General features: G+C 63.2%; 19 protein-coding genes. 5 read left to right on the plus strand and 14 right to left on the minus strand.

All coding sequences use genetic code 11. The features are described from left to right. Window positions 1–99: 99 nt before the first annotated feature. A complete protein-coding gene (locus tag HHL08_RS23705) occupies window positions 100–474 on the minus strand; it encodes an ArsR/SmtB family transcription factor (RefSeq protein ID WP_169575382.1) in 375 nt (124 codons plus the stop codon). Window positions 475–632: 158 nt separating this feature from the next. On the opposite strand from HHL08_RS23705, the gene HHL08_RS23710 reads away from it, so the two are divergent. Continuing rightward, window positions 633–2,585 (plus strand): FTR1 family protein, encoded by a 1,953-nt coding sequence (locus tag HHL08_RS23710; protein ID WP_235955272.1) that lies wholly within the window; start codon window positions 633–635, stop codon window positions 2,583–2,585. Window positions 2,586–2,784: 199 nt separating this feature from the next. On the opposite strand, the gene HHL08_RS23715 is transcribed toward HHL08_RS23710, so the two are convergent. The 4 genes from HHL08_RS23715 to HHL08_RS23730 are packed head-to-tail and all read right to left on the minus strand — an operon-like array spanning window position 2,785 to window position 4,874. Beyond that, window positions 2,785–3,747 (minus strand): tyrosine-type recombinase/integrase, encoded by a 963-nt coding sequence (locus HHL08_RS23715; RefSeq protein ID WP_169575384.1) that lies wholly within the window; start codon window positions 3,745–3,747, stop codon window positions 2,785–2,787. After that, complete coding sequence (locus HHL08_RS23720) at window positions 3,744–4,121, minus strand: CopG family transcriptional regulator (protein WP_169575385.1); 378 nt, start codon at window positions 4,119–4,121, stop codon at window positions 3,744–3,746. The genes HHL08_RS23715 and HHL08_RS23720 overlap by 4 nt, the downstream gene beginning before the upstream one ends. 50 nt (window positions 4,122–4,171) lie before the next feature. Continuing rightward, window positions 4,172–4,477 carry a hypothetical protein gene (locus HHL08_RS23725; protein WP_169575386.1) on the minus strand — a complete coding sequence of 102 codons (306 nt, stop codon included), beginning with the start codon at window positions 4,475–4,477 and terminating at the stop codon, window positions 4,172–4,174. A 46-nt stretch (window positions 4,478–4,523) separates the two neighbouring features. Then, window positions 4,524–4,874, minus strand: a complete 351-nt coding sequence (locus HHL08_RS23730; protein ID WP_169575387.1) for a hypothetical protein — start codon at window positions 4,872–4,874, stop codon at window positions 4,524–4,526. A gap of 114 nt (window positions 4,875–4,988) precedes the next feature. Between HHL08_RS23730 and HHL08_RS23735 the strand changes: the two genes are divergently transcribed. Beyond that, window positions 4,989–6,182, plus strand: coding sequence for an MFS transporter (locus tag HHL08_RS23735; protein WP_235955273.1), 1,194 nt, complete (start codon window positions 4,989–4,991; stop codon window positions 6,180–6,182). Window positions 6,183–6,260: 78 nt separating this feature from the next. On the opposite strand, the gene HHL08_RS23740 is transcribed toward HHL08_RS23735, so the two are convergent. Together HHL08_RS23740 and aac(3) are read right to left on the minus strand one after the other, a co-directional pair. Further along, window positions 6,261–6,686 carry a GFA family protein gene (locus HHL08_RS23740; RefSeq protein ID WP_169575388.1) on the minus strand — a complete coding sequence of 142 codons (426 nt, stop codon included), beginning with the start codon at window positions 6,684–6,686 and terminating at the stop codon, window positions 6,261–6,263. 129 nt (window positions 6,687–6,815) lie between these two features. After that, a complete protein-coding gene (aac(3), locus tag HHL08_RS23745) occupies window positions 6,816–7,658 on the minus strand; it encodes an aminoglycoside 3-N-acetyltransferase (RefSeq protein WP_169575389.1) in 843 nt (280 codons plus the stop codon). 259 nt (window positions 7,659–7,917) lie between these two features. Here aac(3) and HHL08_RS23750 point away from each other — a divergent pair, with 259 nt between their 5' ends. The 3 genes from HHL08_RS23750 (at window position 7,918) to HHL08_RS23760 (ending at window position 10,334) form a co-directional block, all read left to right on the plus strand. Then, the gene (locus HHL08_RS23750) at window positions 7,918–8,190 is read left to right on the plus strand and encodes a PadR family transcriptional regulator (protein ID WP_169575399.1); all 273 of its coding nucleotides are present in this window, start codon (window positions 7,918–7,920) and stop codon (window positions 8,188–8,190) included. Between the two features lie 23 nt (window positions 8,191–8,213). Beyond that, window positions 8,214–8,819, plus strand: a complete 606-nt coding sequence (locus HHL08_RS23755; protein WP_169575390.1) for a hypothetical protein — start codon at window positions 8,214–8,216, stop codon at window positions 8,817–8,819. Between the two features lie 117 nt (window positions 8,820–8,936). Beyond that, window positions 8,937–10,334, plus strand: coding sequence for a serine hydrolase domain-containing protein (locus tag HHL08_RS23760; protein WP_169575391.1), 1,398 nt, complete (start codon window positions 8,937–8,939; stop codon window positions 10,332–10,334). Between the two features lie 144 nt (window positions 10,335–10,478). Here the strand turns inward: HHL08_RS23760 and HHL08_RS23765 are convergent, their stop codons facing one another. The 7 genes from HHL08_RS23765 to traA form a co-directional block, all read right to left on the minus strand. Beyond that, on the minus strand, window positions 10,479–10,943 hold the full coding sequence (locus tag HHL08_RS23765; protein ID WP_107126472.1) for a GNAT family N-acetyltransferase: 465 nt from the start codon (window positions 10,941–10,943) through the stop codon (window positions 10,479–10,481). Between the two features lie 15 nt (window positions 10,944–10,958). After that, window positions 10,959–11,291 (minus strand): WGR domain-containing protein, encoded by a 333-nt coding sequence (locus tag HHL08_RS23770; RefSeq protein WP_169575392.1) that lies wholly within the window; start codon window positions 11,289–11,291, stop codon window positions 10,959–10,961. A gap of 50 nt (window positions 11,292–11,341) precedes the next feature. After that, window positions 11,342–11,905, minus strand: coding sequence for a GNAT family N-acetyltransferase (locus tag HHL08_RS23775; protein ID WP_169575393.1), 564 nt, complete (start codon window positions 11,903–11,905; stop codon window positions 11,342–11,344). Between the two features lies 1 nt (window position 11,906). Next, window positions 11,907–12,617, minus strand: coding sequence for a DUF6118 family protein (locus HHL08_RS23780; protein WP_169575394.1), 711 nt, complete (start codon window positions 12,615–12,617; stop codon window positions 11,907–11,909). Next, window positions 12,614–13,048 (minus strand): putative toxin-antitoxin system toxin component, PIN family, encoded by a 435-nt coding sequence (locus HHL08_RS23785; protein WP_169575395.1) that lies wholly within the window; start codon window positions 13,046–13,048, stop codon window positions 12,614–12,616. Before HHL08_RS23785 ends, HHL08_RS23780 begins: the two co-directional genes overlap by 4 nt. A 4-nt stretch (window positions 13,049–13,052) precedes the next feature. Beyond that, a complete protein-coding gene (locus tag HHL08_RS23790) occupies window positions 13,053–13,298 on the minus strand; it encodes a ribbon-helix-helix domain-containing protein (protein ID WP_169575396.1) in 246 nt (81 codons plus the stop codon). A 64-nt stretch (window positions 13,299–13,362) separates the two neighbouring features. Continuing rightward, on the minus strand, window positions 13,363–16,201 hold a 2,839-nt coding region (traA, locus tag HHL08_RS23795), incomplete at its 5' end, for a Ti-type conjugative transfer relaxase TraA (protein WP_169575397.1).

The following is a 16,201-nucleotide window of genomic DNA, read 5'->3' on the forward strand; positions in this document are numbered from 1 at the left end:
CTGACGCCAATCGCATGGTGGGCGGCGGCTATCGCCTGTTTGTCGTTACTTCTATCGCTCTACTGCAAGCGAGTGAGAAAAAGGAAACGCTCGGATCATCTATCTTTGCTCGGCCAGCGACGCCGCAGGCGTCGACCGCCCGGTGCATTTGGCGAACAATGCAATGGCCTGGTCGCAGACACGGCAATGCCCTTCGCAGCAATCGTGCATGAGGAACGCCACAAGATCGGACAACGCCGTTAAAATGGCACTGTAGATAATCGACCGGCCCTCGCGCCGGTTTTCGATCAAGCCGGATTGCTGAAGCTGATTGAGGTGAAACGACAGGCGCGATGGGGACGTGTCGCCCAGCGCCTCGCCGATCGCTCCGGCAGACCGTCCGTCCGCACCCGCCACCACAAGTAACCGGACGATCCGGAGGCGGGTTTGGTTGGAAAAGGCGGCGAAGGCAGCGAGTGCTTGATTTTCGTCCATCTGTCGCTCAACAGTTCAAGTTCATTTGAAATATAGCCGTTCCCGGCGGACGGCGCAAACGAGGCGTTCGGATGGATAATCATCGGATCGCCACGCACGGGCCAGCAAGCGGCTTCGTTTCGTGGCTCAACAGATTGCTTTGCAGCTTATCCCCGCTAATGAGCCGCAATCGCGACACGCATTGCCCGCTCACGCTCGGGTTGCTGGCCGTCGCCGCCCTTAGCATCATGTCGCTCGCCACGCCTGCGGTGGCTCAAACCGCACCCGCACAAACGGCGTGGCGGCTCCTCGACTATATCGCGGTCGATTATCCCGAGGCAGTCGCGGACGGGAAGATCGCCAACGCTGGCGAATATGCCGAAATGCAGGAATTCTCCGCGACGGCCGCCAAGCTGATCGGCGAGCTGCCGACGTCGTCGGCGCGCGCCGGCCTCGAACGCCAAGCTGGCAACCTACAACGGATCATCACGGCGAAAGCCCCGGCTCCTGCCATCGCGACCGCTGCGCGCGGCCTCGCCGCCGACCTCATCAAAGCCTATCCGGTTCCGCTCGCGCCGACGGCCGCGCCCGACTTGGCGCGCGGGAAGGCGCTCTATGCACAGCACTGCGCGAGCTGCCACGGCGCGACCGGCAAGGGCGATGGCCCGCAAGCCCGTGGCCTCGATCCCGCACCGATCGCGTTCGCCGATGAAGCGCGGGCGCGCGAGCGCAGCGTTTTCGCGCTCTATCAGGTGATCGAACAGGGACTCGACGGCACGAGCATGGTGAGCTTCGCCGATCTGCCCCCGCAAGACCGCTGGGCGCTCGCCTTCTATGCTGGTTCGATCGCCTATCCGGAGAGCGAGGCCGGCAAGGCGCTGTGGGATGGCGACGCCGACCTTCGCAAGCGCCTCGATCTGGAAAAGCTGGTCGGCACGACGCCCGCCGCGCTGGGGACGCAAGTCGGCGACGACAAGGCCCGCCAGCTCATGGCCTATCTGCGCCACCATCCCGAAGCGACGATCGCGGTCGAAGCGGCGGGGACGCTGGTGCTGGCCCGCTCCCGGCTTGACGACGCCCTAGCCGCCTATGGCCGTGGTGATCGCAAGACCGCGACCGATCTGGCGCTTTCGGCCTATCTCGATGGATTCGAGCCGGTCGAGGCCGTGCTGTCGGCACGCGACAATGCGCTGATGGTCCGCATCGAGGGCGCAATGGCCGATCTGCGCGCCGGCATCGCCAAGGGGGAGCCGGTCGCGACGGTCAAGGATCACGTCGCCACGCTCGACGGCCTGTTCGCCGACGCCGAAACGGCGCTCGCGCCAAGCGAGGCGTCCGCCACGTCGAGCTTCGTGGCCGCGTTCACCATTCTCGCGCGCGAAGGGCTGGAAGCCCTGCTGATCGTCGTCGCCATGATCGCCTTCCTGAGCAAGGCCGATCGGCGCGACATGCTGCCCTATGTGCATGGCGGTTGGGTCGCTGCCCTCGTCGCCGGTGCCGCCACCTGGGCGGCGGCGACATGGCTGATCGCGATCAGCGGCGCGAGCCGCGAGCTGACCGAAGGATTTGGCGGCGTGTTCGCGGCGATCGTGCTGCTGTGGGTCGGAATCTGGATGCACGGCAAGAGCAACGCCGATGCCTGGCAACGCTATATCCGCGACACGCTGAGCAAGGCGCTCAACCGCCGGTCGGCATGGTTCCTGTTCCTGCTGGCCTTCATCGTCGTCTATCGCGAGGTTTTCGAGACGATCCTGTTCTATGCCGCGATTTGGGAACAGGGGAACGGCGGAGCGGTGATAGCCGGCGCGGTCGCGGCGGTCGTGCTGCTGGCGGTGATCGCCTTCGTGATGATGCGCTACAGCCGCACGCTGCCGATCGGCAAGTTCTTCGCCTACAGTTCGGCGCTGATCGCGGTGCTGGCCGTCGTCCTGATCGGCAAGGGGAGCGCGGCGCTGCAAGAAGCCGGCTATCTCCCCGTTACCCCGTGGCCGGGGCTTCCCCGAAGCGAGCTACTGGGGATCTACCCGACACGGGAGACGATCGTGGCGCAGCTCGTCATGGTCGCGTTGCTGGTCGCCGGCTTCCTATGGAATCGGCGCAGCGCCGCCAAAACTGAGGGGACGCCGGCATGACGATCGCCACGCTGCGCGATCGGCTCGAAGGGAGCCAGGTCGTTATCTATGGGCTTGCAAAGCGGCAGCAGCAAGCAGGCCATGCTTTCAGTTGATGTCCTTTATCATGGCACGTTTAAACGACGCCTGCGCGCGCGATCAGCGTTGATGTTCATTCACACGCTGCCTCGCTTCGGATCGGCGCGCGCCTACACATGATCTAGATTAGCACTCGCTCTACCTCGTCCAGCGTCACGTCATCCGGTCGCCGGTCGTAGAGCTGGGTGGTGCGTGTCGAGCTATGGTTCGCCATCGTCGCGGCCGTCTCCAACGTCCCGCCATTCTTCAAATAGGTGGTGATCCCGGTCGCGCGGAAGGAGTGATTGCCGATCGCTGTCCCGATCTCGGCCGCGCCCGCGCGCCGGCGCACCATCGCAAAGGCGTTGGCTTGGGGCAGGGGGGTGTCGCTGAGACGCTTGGTGCCGCGCGCGATCGTGCGAAACAGCGGCCCCTTGCGATCCTCACGCAACTCACAGCCGTCGATATAGGCGGTCAGATAGTCCTCAAGATTATGATGGCAGGGCATTTCGTGGCGCTTGCCGCCCTTTTCATGCAGCCGCACCCATAGCCGCCGGTTCTGCATGAAAACGTCCTCGACACGCATGGACAGCGCAGCGCCGATCCGGGCGAAGCTGTAAACCATCAGCCCGATCAGGGCGCGGTCGCGCAATCCCGCCGGCACGCCCACGTCGATCGTGTCGAGCAGCCGCCGCGCCTCGTCGGGGGCCAGCACTGGCGTCTTGCCGCGCCGGACGCTGTGCGCCGGTCCGCGCACCGACGCGGCGGGGTTCACCGGCATGACCTGGCCCATCACCAGCCAGTCGAACAGGCGGCGCACGCCGGCGAGCTGCTGCTTGACGCTGGGCGCGCTCATCTCGCCCCCCAGCGCCTCGATCCACGCGCCGACGTGGAGCGGCTGCACACCCCCAAGCGACGTGACCCCGCGCGCCGCTACCCAGGCCAGGAAGTCGCCGGCCGCGCGCGCATAGGCGCGGCGGGTATGCGGATTGCGGATGGTGACGGCGAAGAACTCAAGGAAGCGAAGCTGCGCGCGTTCGTCGGCCGCCGCGATCAGCGCCGGCAATGCCAGCGTGGGCGAGGGGAGGGGGGCAAGCTGGTTCATCGCGCGATCTTCTCCCAGCGCGCCGGCTCAGGGCGCGGCTTCGCCAGCTCCCGGTGCAATTCATCGAACACCTCGTCGGCGGGACGGGAGGATTCCAGATCGGCGGCCGATACATCTAGCATCCGGCGTAACAGCTCGTCGCGCAAATCGCGGTGCGGCTCCAACTCGATGAAGTTCTGAACGATCGCGAACACCGCTTCGGAGGGATCATGGAACAGGCCGCGCTCTACCCGCTGCAACAGCCAGTCGGCCTGGTCGCTGGTAAGATAGGCCTCGAACCGCAGACCGCCGTCGCGCGCCCGCTCGCCTAGCGCCCTGGCCTGGGCACGTTCGGCGTGGTTGTCGGCAAAAGCGTCCTCGTCATCCTCGTGCATAAGCTGTCCCTCTGTGTGGGCTGGATCTCGGTAGCGTTTAAACGGCCTCGTCAGGGTCGCCCCCGGACATGGGCGGCGGGGTCGATGATCGTGATCGCATCGCGCGACCCGTTGACGACGGCATCGGCGATCCCGAAAATCTCGACGCGGCCACCTTCGTTGTAGATGCGTCCCGCCACCGTGCCATGGATGATCGCGCGCGCGCCGGTCTCGATCGTGAAGTTGCCGGCGATCGTGCCATGGAGGATGAACCGGATGCCCCGATGCAGCGTCGCATCGCCGGCGACCATGCCATAAAGGGCGATGTCCTCTTCAATGGCGAAGGGGCCTTCGATCTTATCGTGTATCGCGCGCATTATGCAGCCCCCGCGAAATAGGTCAGCACGAGGGAGGTCGTCAGCGTCATTGCAAGCCCCCTGACCGCTCGAAGAGCACTGCTTTGCCGGAAGCCGCCAGCTCCGCACCCCAAATTTCGATGGTCGGCGTGCCCGGCAGGACTTCGGGCAAGGTAGATACCAGCGGTTGCCAGAGCGGCTCGCTTTCCCCGATAACGAAGACCCGTTCGTCGGCCCCCGCCATGATTGCGACAATCAGCACGGGAATGCGCTGGTCGCTCGTGCGATCGACCAGCGCCAGCACGGCGCGGACCGTCGATATCGCAGACCAGAGCGCCAGCTCCTCGCGCCCGTCGATCTGCAGCACCAGGCCGGCATCGGATATGCCGACGATTTCGCTTTGTGGTTCCTCTGTCATGCGCGCTCCGTTTGAGTGTATGATAAAGGACATTATCATATATAGGATGGAGAGTGAATCCGGCATGGCGTGAATGGGGTTTCGCCTCTGGCGCTGAGCCGCCATGAAAGCTCCATGATGACATTTGGATTTCGACAAGGATGGGGGTGGCTGCTGCTGGCGGCGCTGACACTCTCCACCATCGGTGACGAAATCACGCTCATCACCCTGATGTTCCGCACCGCCGGCGATCATGCGGCGCTGGCCATTCCCCTGCTGCTCATCGCGCAGCTCGTCCCCGGGCTGCTTGCCGCACCCTATATCGGTCGTCTGACCGACCGGCGCGACGCCGGCGTGATCCTGATCCTCGCATCGCTGGCGCAGGCTGCGATCGTGGCCTGGCTTGCCTTCAGCGCCTCGCTCCCGGCCACGATCGTCGGCGCGTCGATCCTCGGCCTGCTATTCGCAATCAGCGGCACGGCAACATTCGCGCTGATCCCGGTCCTCGCCCAGGGCCTCGGCATGACGCTGGCGCGGGCCAATGCCGGTCTAGAGTTCGTTCGCAGCGCCGGGATGCTGGCGGGGCCGGTTGTCGGCGGCATTCTCGTGTCCTGGGGCGGCACCCGCAACGCCCTCCTGATCGACGCCGGCAGCTTCGCCCTGTTGGCGCTCGTGATCTGGGGAAGCGGCATCAGGCGGCGGACGCAGCCCGGAGATGGTGAGCAGCAAGCGAAACCGACATTGCTCGCGGAATATCTGCCGCTGCTGCGCAATCGCCGCATCGTCATCATGGTCACGGCGCTGACCCTGGAGGTGTTCGCCACCGCCATCGCCGATGTCGCCTTTATCTTTCTCGTAACCGTTTCGCTCAGTGCAGGCGCTACCGCGCTTGGTGTTCTGACGGCCTTCTGGGCAGGCGGGATGCTGCTGGGCGCAGCGCTCGCGGGTGAAATCGCCGAGCGTCATCCCGCCAAATGGGCGTTTGCCACGGCCGCCCTCATGGGCACGTCGATGCTCGCGATCGGCGTCATGCCCGTCATCGTCGTTCCGAGCCTCGCCGGCGTCGCCGTCGCCTTTGTCGTGGGTGGCGCGGCCAACAGCGTCCACAATGTCGCGGTCCGGACCATGCTGCAACAGGAGTCCGCATCTGACACGCACGGCAAGGTCGCCGCGATCTATGTCACCGCAACGCGCAGCGCGACGATTGCGGGCTTTCTCGCCGGCGGCCTGTTCGTCCCTTCGGGAGCGTTCACCGCCTATGTCGTGGGCGGCCTCCTGGGCATCATCGCCGGTCTCGCCGGATGGGGTCTGTTCCGCTTGTCGCGATAACTCGGTGTCAGCGGGCAGGGGAGGCGGAACTTCCCAAAACGATCGGAAAACGGGAAGCTGGAATCGGATGCCGAAGGTCTAATCGGCAGGCATGAAGCGAAGTGTACCCGCTCGCCGGGTTGGCCCGCCCGTATCGTTAGGGTGGTTCACGCCGTCCAATACCGGTATATCGGCGAAGTCAAATGGGCTTACACCGTCTAAGGTAGCGACATTCACGCCGTACTGGTTCTGATTAGATCGACGCTGATGATGGGTATAGATTCCGCATTTAGAGCAGAAGAAGTGTTGAGCCGACCCCGTATTGAATCGGTAGCTTGTCAGAACATCCTCGCCATGAATGAACTTAATACCGCCCATCTCAACCGAAACGGCGACTGCGCCACGCATCCGGCAATATGAACAGGTGCAGCGGCGGATCGTGTTGAAGCCGTCGCTAAGCGATGCTTCAAATCGCACCGCCCCGCAATGACACTGTCCGGCGACTACATTGCTCGTGACGCTCATGGGAAATTCCAACGCTGTCCAAGCTTACCAATAAGTCCGCGAACGGCGCACTGGCAAGATGGGCAGGCGCCAGGCCGTTGCTCTGGCACCTTGAGAGCCTCCCGAAAGGGAACGAATTCGGGAAGGCGCTTAAACTACCCCGATCGCACCCTCCCCGTGCTGGACCGCCCATGCCTCAAGCCACTGGATCGCAAAAGCCAGGGTCGGACGGGCATCGACTAGTAACGAGGGCGCGGTGCCGATCAGTCCCTGATGCCCTCCGCCACTCTCAACGTATGCCGTCACGATCTGCTCGATATAATTTTCGGGCAAAGCCTCATGGACGGGATCGCCGGTCTCAAACTCCTCCATGAACCGCCATTCCGTGCCATGCGCGCCGGCAAACGGCACCTCGATCCGGATCGTCTGCTTGCCGGGTATGTCAGCCAGGTGATCGGCATGATGGACCAGCGTCATGGTGTCCCACGGTGCGCCCACCATCAGAACGCGACCTCCAACCTCGACCAGCCTGGACAAGGGGGTGTCCTCGCCGAAACCATAGTCGAGCCGGTGATCGGCTGTGATCCAGTCGGCCAGCTTGCCGACAGCCGCAACAGAGGCACCGGGGTTGGCGCTCCGTTGCGCACCGGGCATTGTCCGAACGAACTCGGCGAGGATGCCGTTCATCCGCACCGCTCGCGATGCTTGCTGGTCAAACCCCGGCACATGGTCGCGCCATTCGGCCAGGACGCGGCCATCATCGTCCAACAGGTCGTCGTGAACGCTGTCCCAGCTCGTATAGACAAGCATCGTGCCTTCGGGGCCGACCACATCGAGGATGGCGTTCGACAGGGCATCGGGTCCGTTGAGAAGCGGTCCAACCTTGCTCATTGCGGCGTGGACCATGACGGTATCGCCCGCGCGTAATCCGATACGTGTCAGGTCGTCACGTAGCGAAGCGCGGGTGCGAAAGTCGGGCAGATCATCGTCCATAGAGGCATTGATGCTTCATTTTGCCCCGAAGCCCAAGCGCCGGCATCATCTGCCCGGCTTTTCCGAATGGGATGGTTGATCGGGAAGGCGCATGGGTTCCAACCCGTCCCGGCCTTTGAAATAGGAAACAACCATTCGGTGCCGACGCTTTGGTGACAAGCATTCCACGCCAGCGACCGTGCGTCATCACCGCAATTGACATCAAACTCTACCTATGTTGAATTGTGCGATGCCCCGTGATCGCCGCCCTTCGAAACAGATGCTCCTCCTGCTGGAGGCATTGTCCGCGCGGGCGCAGCAATGGCGTCACGGTTACGATCTGATGCAAGAGACAGGTCTTCTATCGGGCACACTCTATCCGCTGCTTATCCGTATGGCAGACCAAGGGCTTATCGAGGCTGAATGGCGTGAGCCGGTGCAGCTCGGCCGACCCGCGCGACATGTTTATAGATTGACCGCCAAGGGGTTCGCATTCTCGCAAGAGGTCACTACTCCTGCCAGTGCTTATCTGTCAGCAGCGGTCCGCGTATGACGCTCGCTCTTCCTCGGGCCGTGATGACGATAGCGATCGCGTCCCTAGGCGACCGCCGCCGGGAGTGGGCACTTGCCATGCAGGCCGAGTTCGAAATTGCGGTGGAAGACGAGCGGCAAATGGCTTTTGCAGCAGGCTGCCTTGTTACCGCGTGGCGGGACATGCACAGACATGGCGACGGGCGCTTGACATTGGCAAGCTATACTCTTGGGCTTGGACTGTTCGTACCGATGGCGGCCGTGCATCTTGCATGCGTAATCGATTTTCTGTTTGTCGGGACTGGTGTGCCCGGCGGAGCGCTGTTGGCCGGTGCTTCGGCAAATCCTGTTCTCGGGTGGACGCAGGCTAGATCAATCCCAGCCCTGATCCTGCTTTGGAGTTCACTCGGCGTTGGGCACCTTTGCCTTGCCTGGCTGCTGCTAAACCGTGATTGGCTACGCATCTTCAAGGTCGGTGCGGCTGTCGGTGCAGCGACGGTGACGCTTCTCCTGCTTATGGCGGTGCTACTCCTCGACACCACTGTGCTGATCTCGCACGTCGCGATGTTGGCGATCGAGTTTATAGCTCTCGCCGCTGCGGCGCGATGGCATGCTCGGCTTATTTCCAACGCTTCGCCCGGCACTGCATGATCTACCCTTAGCAAGGGACCTGACGCTTCGCTGCTGCAACCCTTAAAAATTAATCAGCCAATAAATCTACATATATAGAATAATGTCTTTTTGTCGTCATAAAATGGATTGGAAAAAATGATGCTGTTGAGGTCTACACTGAGTTTGGCGCTATCGCTTGGCCTGCTCGGTAACGTGGCTACAGCTCAATCACCTGTCGAACGACAGGCAGCCCAGCAGAGCGATCCTGTCAGACGCATTTTCGAAGAATGGCTGACCGCATTCAACTCGGGCGATCCGGCGACCCTCAAAGCCTTTTACGGTAAGTACCTCGGCGATGATAATCCGATGTTTGCGCTGGAAAACGCGCAGGACACTTGCGGTTTCGACCTTGAGCGGATCGAGGCACGCTCCGCTACAACCATGACTGCGCTGTTGCGTCAGCGCTGCCTACCCGGTTTGCAGCGTGCGAAACTCGAACTCGCAGCAGATGGGGTCAAGCTGAAGTCCTTAGACTTCAGCCCCTTGCCACTTCCGGGGGACGGCTCAATCAAGGCGACGGCCGCGATCGCGGATAGGTTGGCGACCCGAAACGACTTCGCCGGGTCGATCATCATCGCGCGACACGGTAATAGAATCCTCGCCCGGAATTGGGGGTTCGCCGACCCGACCAAGCAAACGCCAATGACGCTCGATACCCCTATGTTCTTAGCGTCTGCTGGCAAGATGTTCACGGCCGTCGCCACCTTGCAATTAGTGGATTCCGGTAAGATCGATCTCGATGCGCCGGTGGGGCGATATCTGGCCGACTATCCCAACAGGGACATGGCCAAGGTTACGGTCCGCCAGCTTCTCACCCATCGAGGCGGCACAGGTGACATCGGTATTCTCGGGCGCGACGATGGTGCCAATCGGGCGCGGACCCGGACTATCGACGATATCGTGCGGTTGAATGGGAACCGAGGCCCCGACTTCCCGCCCGGCAGTAAAGCCGACTATTCCAATTACGGCTTCATCCTGCTCGGCGCGATCATCGAGAGAGTGACCGGCGGGAGCTATTACGACTATATCGCCGAGCATGTGTTCAAGCCCGCCGGCATGAGGAACAGCGGCTTTCCTGACCATGACCACCTGCAAGGGGTAGCAGTCGGTTACACGCATTTTTACGGGGCTGAGCCGAAGCTGGTCGCCAACATGGATGTCCTGCCCTGGCGGGGTGCGTCCGCAGGAGGCGGCGTTTCCACGGCCAACGACATGCTACGCTTTCTCGGTGCCATGAAGGACGGCAAACTGCTGTCTCCCACCATGTTCAAACTTGCCACGACCACCGGTGCCACCACCTGGTATGGCATGGGATTTGTTATCAACTCCGAACAGCAAAGCTGGGGGCATGGAGGAAATTCATACGGCATGGACGTCGCCGTGCATTATTATGGCAATATGGATACAAGCTTCGTTTGTTTGGCAACCCGCGACATGGTTTGTAATCGCCTCATATTTGCTTGGAATTTACGCACCGTTAGTCCGGTTCGGTAAAGCCTGAGCGCCGTTTCCATCCGGCCCTCTCAGTTTCCGCGCCAATGCCCATTGACCCCTTGGTTCTAGCGGTGGAGCGCTCGATCAAGCTAGCGCTGTGTTCCCGTAAACGAACGAAAAACGGGAAAGGCTGCTGCCAACGTATCAGAGGTGCAGTCCCAGAAAGGACGCACCGGGAACCGGGTTAAAGGATATCGGCTCGGCCGGAACGAAGCCGAAATCTGCATATAGCTTGCGCGCGGCGACGAACTTGGCCTGCACATCGAGGCGCATTTCGCGGTAGCCAGCATGACGAGCCTCCGCGATCAGTCGTTCCACCAGCGCGCGGCCCAGATGACTGCCGCGTGCAGAAGGACGAACGTACAATCTTTTCATTTCGCATATATCAGCGGTGACTTGGCGCATTGCGATGCAGCCCTCGATTTCACCAGACTGATCCGCAAGTAGGACGCATCCCTTAGGCGCGGCATACTTATCGGCAAAGTTCGCAAACTCGGCGTCATTATTCTGATAATCGAGATTGACCGGAGAGTTGGCTATGAACTCCCGCCAGATACTTAGTACCGCTGGGCCGTCAGCGGGAAACTCGGCTTTCCTGATGATCGTCATGCATAACTGCCTCGCCTAAAATCGTGGCGGCAATGGGATGATTATGGGGCATTGGCTCGCGGGAATAGGGCCGCTGGCAACTGCTATAGCCTGATAGGGCACCCCGATCCGCGTCTCGGCGGTCCCGCGCCGACGCAGAGTGGCGGCGATATGGCGTTGGGCCGCCGCATGATCGGCGAAGGCGTGGCGCTGCGCCTGGCCGCGCGCGCCGATCCGCCCCCAGCGGGTTTCGACGACGATCATGCCGAACAGATCGAGGCTCGCGCTGATGCTGTAGCGCCGTCGAATATTGCGCGCCGGGTCAAACGCCACCAGTTCGATCGGATCGGGAAGAATTGCGCCCTTCATGGCGCAAAGCCTACAAAATCAACGTCTCAAAGTCCGACGACTTATCTGAATCAGTGATGCGAGATTGATTCACCGGCCCGATCGACCGCTATCTCCAACCGATAGCAAGGCTCCATCTGTCCTGTAGGGGCATACAGCTCATTATGCGTGTAGCAGAAACCCAGACTCCGCAATGCGTGGCCAGAAGCATGGTTTTCCGGGTGATGGCCGGCGATCAGCGCCGCGATGCCCTTCAAGGTGGCCCATGCAATGACGGCCTTGGCGGCCTCGACGGCATAGCCTTGCCCCCATGCCTTCCGGCACAACTGAAATCCAAGCTCGAACGTATTGGACGCCATATCCCGAGGCCGGAGACCGCAGCACCCGACAAGATCGTCCGTTCCAAGCCGAAAGATCGGCCAATATTGAATCCCGTATCGCCGCTGGTTTACAATCTCGGCGACAAGTCGTTCCCTGACCTGTTGCGACGTGAAAGGCCCCCCGGTCAGCCTTGTTACCTCCGCATCGCCCCAGATCGCGATAGCACCCGCGTCGTCATCGTTTCCCCACACCCCAAAGCCGAGACGATCCGATTGCATGAAATAATCGCGCTCCGATGCAGCGACCTTGCTCATCTTATTCTCCCGGCTTCACCTCTATCGTGCATCGCACGGCCTTCTTGCCCTTCGCCGCTTGCTCGCGGCACCGCTCGATCGCTTCGCGATTGTCCTTCGCCAGATTGGCCGCCGCGACGATCGCCTCCCAGCTTGGCTGTGACGCACGCTGCATCAGATAGGTGCCCGCATCCCAAGGCGTCGGCTCGGCGACAATGCGGGCCGCCATGCGCTCGGGCCATAGCCAGCTCGCCGGCGCGAGGCGCGCGATCGGCCCCGCCATCAGCGCATAAAGCAACAGCCCCAGCACCAGGCCGCCAAGTCCGGCCCACAGCAACCAGCGGTTTTGCTCGTCGCCACGCCGCGCCGATGCGACCCGATTGCCGATGTCGCGCAACGCCTGGTCCAGACCAGCGCGGGCTTCGGTAATCAGCCGCTGATCCTCACGGCGGGCATGAAGGGCGGATGACACGATTTCCCTCGACATCTGCTCCGGGGTCAGTGTGAAGGCCGGACTTTTACGCATACCCTCGACCTGCTGCACGAGCGTGGCCATCACCTTTTCAGTGCGCGCCAGCGTCGGCTCATAATCGGGAATCTCGACGTTCTCGCGCGCGGTCGTCAGCGCACCGATCGCATGACGGAGTAGCGACACCTCACCGCGCAGCCGCTCGAACGCTTCGGCGGGATCATCGCCGGGGCCAGATGTTTCGCGATAACCGTCGTTCGTCATGAGCGCTCATCCCTGGGCAAGCGGCCGTAGGCTGTGAGGAAAGTGCGTACGGTGACGATCCGCCCGCCCTCGTAGCGGACCATCCCCAGCAAATCGCGCTTGTCGCCTGTCACCAGACAATCGGCATGGCCCGCCACGATCATCGCCAGCAGGTAATTGTCATAAGGATCGGCGCAGGCTGTGACTTCCGGCAGGTCGGACACCAACACAGCGACATCGCGCAGTTCGTTGATGAGGCGGCCCGCCAGCGCCGGCGACAGCCGCTCGCGGATTTTGGGATAGCGCGTCACCCGCATCAATTCGTCGAGCTGCTCGGCCGAAGTCAGCAGGTCGAACCGGCCTTCGCGCCAAAGCTGGATCAGCTCCGCCGGCAGCGATGTGCCGGACAGGAGCGCACTGACGAGGATATTGGTATCGACGATAACGCGCATGGCGTCACGCGACGGGCTGACGCGCCGCCGCCGCCGCTTCGCCGATCAGCGCGTCCAGCTCGGCGGGGTCCATGTCCTCGAACTTGCTGCGCGCCTCCGCGACGGTCTGGTCAAGCACGCGCCATTTGACCGCTTCTTCGATGAAACGAGACAGGTCGCCCTTCTTCATGCCGCGCTGCGCGAGATAGCTGCGCACCGCGATGTCGGTGTTTCGGGACACGGAAACGGTCCAGCGTGTGGTATCCGTCATGAAAATCGACTCCTGCTGATTAGAGATAGCATCTTAGCAGGATAGGCGCTTATCCGCAAAAGCATCAACGGCTCAGCCCACGATCGCGGCCGATCTCCAAATCCCGCGCCAGTTCACGACCAAGGTCGCGACTCATGTCGAGCCGCTGGTTCCTGTCCGTCTCAAGCCCCAGCTCGCGAGTGCGCCCGCGCAGGATCGATTCCACTTGCGGGTCGCGCTCCAGGCTCTTCGCCATGCCCGCCATCGCCTGGCCTGCCTTCTCGCGGCCCGCCATGTCACCGGCGCGATAATGCTGGTCGCGCTGCGCGCTGAGGCCCTGCCAACGCTCCACGAAGCGATCGGCGCGCAGATGCGGATCGGTGCGCACACGCGCTTCCTGCGCCATCGCCTCGATCATCGGGCCGCTGCGCCCTGCCGCCGCCTCGCGCAGCAAGGCGGGATCGCGCTGCATCGCCGACGACAGGTCGCGCGAGGCTCCCGGCCTGATCTGATCGAGCGCCAGGGTCGCGCGCTCAAGAGCAACCTTCTGGTGCTCCAGCACTGGGCCGCCCGATGCGCGCGCCTGCAACACCGCCTCGGCCGAACGCGACGCCCGCTCGACGGCGCGGGTGTAATCGCGGTCCCCGCCGCGATCGGCGCGTGCCGGGGCAGGCATCGCCAGCGAGGGGGTGCGTCCCGCCGATAGCTTCAACCCATCGAACATGCCGCGCTTCGGCGCAGGCTTGCCCTGATCGGTCGCACCCGTGCGCTCGATCGACCGCGGCTTGAACCCGTCGAACATACCCCGCCGCGATGCTGGCTCGGCCGCGGTTGCCCGCTCCGGCGCTGCCGGAGATCCTCGCCCTGCGGACGAGATCTCCGCACCGACTTCATCGGTCCGCCCCCGGTCTTTCGGGAACGCCGTTTCCGCCGACAATCCGCGCCGGTCCGCAAAAGCACGAACGTCCTGCGTCGGATCGCGGGAATAATCCGACGCCATATCCTTCGCCCGCTCGCGCCCCAGCGTGCGGGTGAGCTGGCGCTGGTCGGCGAAGTCATCACGGCCATAATGGAGCTGCACGCCCTCGCGGTGCCGCGACAGCGCCACATAGGCCGAATGGCGGTCCATTCCCGGCGTCGCCAGCACATGCGCCCGATCGACCGTCACACCCTGCGATTTATGGATGGTGGCGGCATAGCCATGATCGACATGGGCATAATCCTTGAGGTCGAACGCCACCTGTCTGCCATCGTCGAGCCTCACGGCCATATGGTCGGGACTGACCCGCTCGACCTTCCCCAGCGAACCGTTCTTCACGCCAAGCTCGCGCTCGTTTTTCAGGAACATGATGCGGTCGCCGCTGGCGAACTCGCGCGCGCCGCGCTCTGCCGATACACGCACGTCCTCGCCCAGCTCGCCGGCGTCGCGTAAGCGCTCGCGTGCGGCCAGGTTCAGATCGCGGACCTCCGCATTGGTATGGGTGAGGATGATCCGGGTCTTGTCCGGATCGGCGCTGCGCTGCGCGTCCCATGTGTTCACCAGTTCGGCCCGCGCGCCCTCGCGCGTGTCGGCCGCTTGCACCATGCCATGCTGCGCATAGGCGTGGACCGCCTCTCCGGTCCTGCCTGTCGCCAGCGCCCGCGTAGCGTCCTTCTGCCAGTCCTCATGCTGCCGGCGAACCTCGCTGATCTCGGCCGCACCATGCCGCTCGGCAAGAGCACGGAACGCGGCGCCGGCCTCGATCGCCTGCAACTGCTCGGCGTCGCCGACCAGCACCACCTTGGCCCCGGCGCGTTCGGCCGCGCCCAACACCCGCTCCATCTGGCGCGTGCCGATCATGCCGGCCTCGTCGATCACCAGCACGTCGCGCGGCCCCAGCAGCTCGCGGCCCTGGTCCCACTGATATTCCATACTGGCGATGGTGCGCGAGGCGATACCCGATCCGCCCTCAAGCCCCTCGGCCGCGATCCCCGACAGCGCCGCGCCGCGCACCTGATAGCCGGCACGCTCCCAATCGTCGCGGGCTACGCCCAACATGGCCGATTTGCCGGTGCCGGCGTAACCGACGACGATGGCAATATCCTTGTCGCCCGTTATATGCGCCAGCGCGGCTTGCTGCTGGCTCCCCAGCACAAGACCCTCACTCCCGGCGGTGGACCGTAAGGACTGCTCCATCGCCGGGAGACCATGCCCCGACCTGTCGGCAAGCCGATCGGCGGCGCGCTCCAACCGCTGCTCGGTGTCGATCATGTCGCGTGAGGTAAAGCGGTCTTCCCCGCGCCCGTCCCTGCCCAGCGCCACCAGTTCGGGGGCGCTGCGCACCGCACTTATCACTTGGTCGAACTGGTCCTTGCCATCGCTATGCCGGAACGCGAACTGCGCCAGGTCGCGCCGCGTGAATGTGGCCTGCTGGCGCGTGATCGCGTCGAGCGCGATTTCCGGCCTGGCGATGATCTTGTCGCCATTCTCCCGCGCGATCCGGGCATGGTCCTCGACCCGCTCGGCCTCAAGCCCCTGTTCGGGCATACGCGACGCCGCCGGCCCGATCTTGTGCTGCGGCTCAAGTTCGATGCCCTGCGCCTCCAGACTGCGATGGTCGATCCGCGCGTCAATATCGAGCGACGCGAGCCGCTCGTTCACATGATCGGCCCATGCCTCGCGCCATTCCTTCAGCAGCGCATTGCTGTTCCACTCGCGCACCTTCTGCCCGAAGCCATCAGGGCCGACCTCGCGCATCGACAGCATGACATGGGCATGGGGCTTGGGACTGCCGTCCTTGCCGATGTCCCAATGCACATTGAGGTCCGCGACCATGCCGCGTTCCACGAACTGCTTTTCGACGAAATCGCGCGCGAGCTGAACGCCTTGGCTCTGGTTCATCTCTCTGGGAATCGAGAACTCGACCTCGCGGGCCAACTGCGCA

Source organism: Sphingobium psychrophilum (assembly GCF_012927105.1).
Classification (GTDB): domain Bacteria; phylum Pseudomonadota; class Alphaproteobacteria; order Sphingomonadales; family Sphingomonadaceae; genus Sphingobium; species Sphingobium psychrophilum.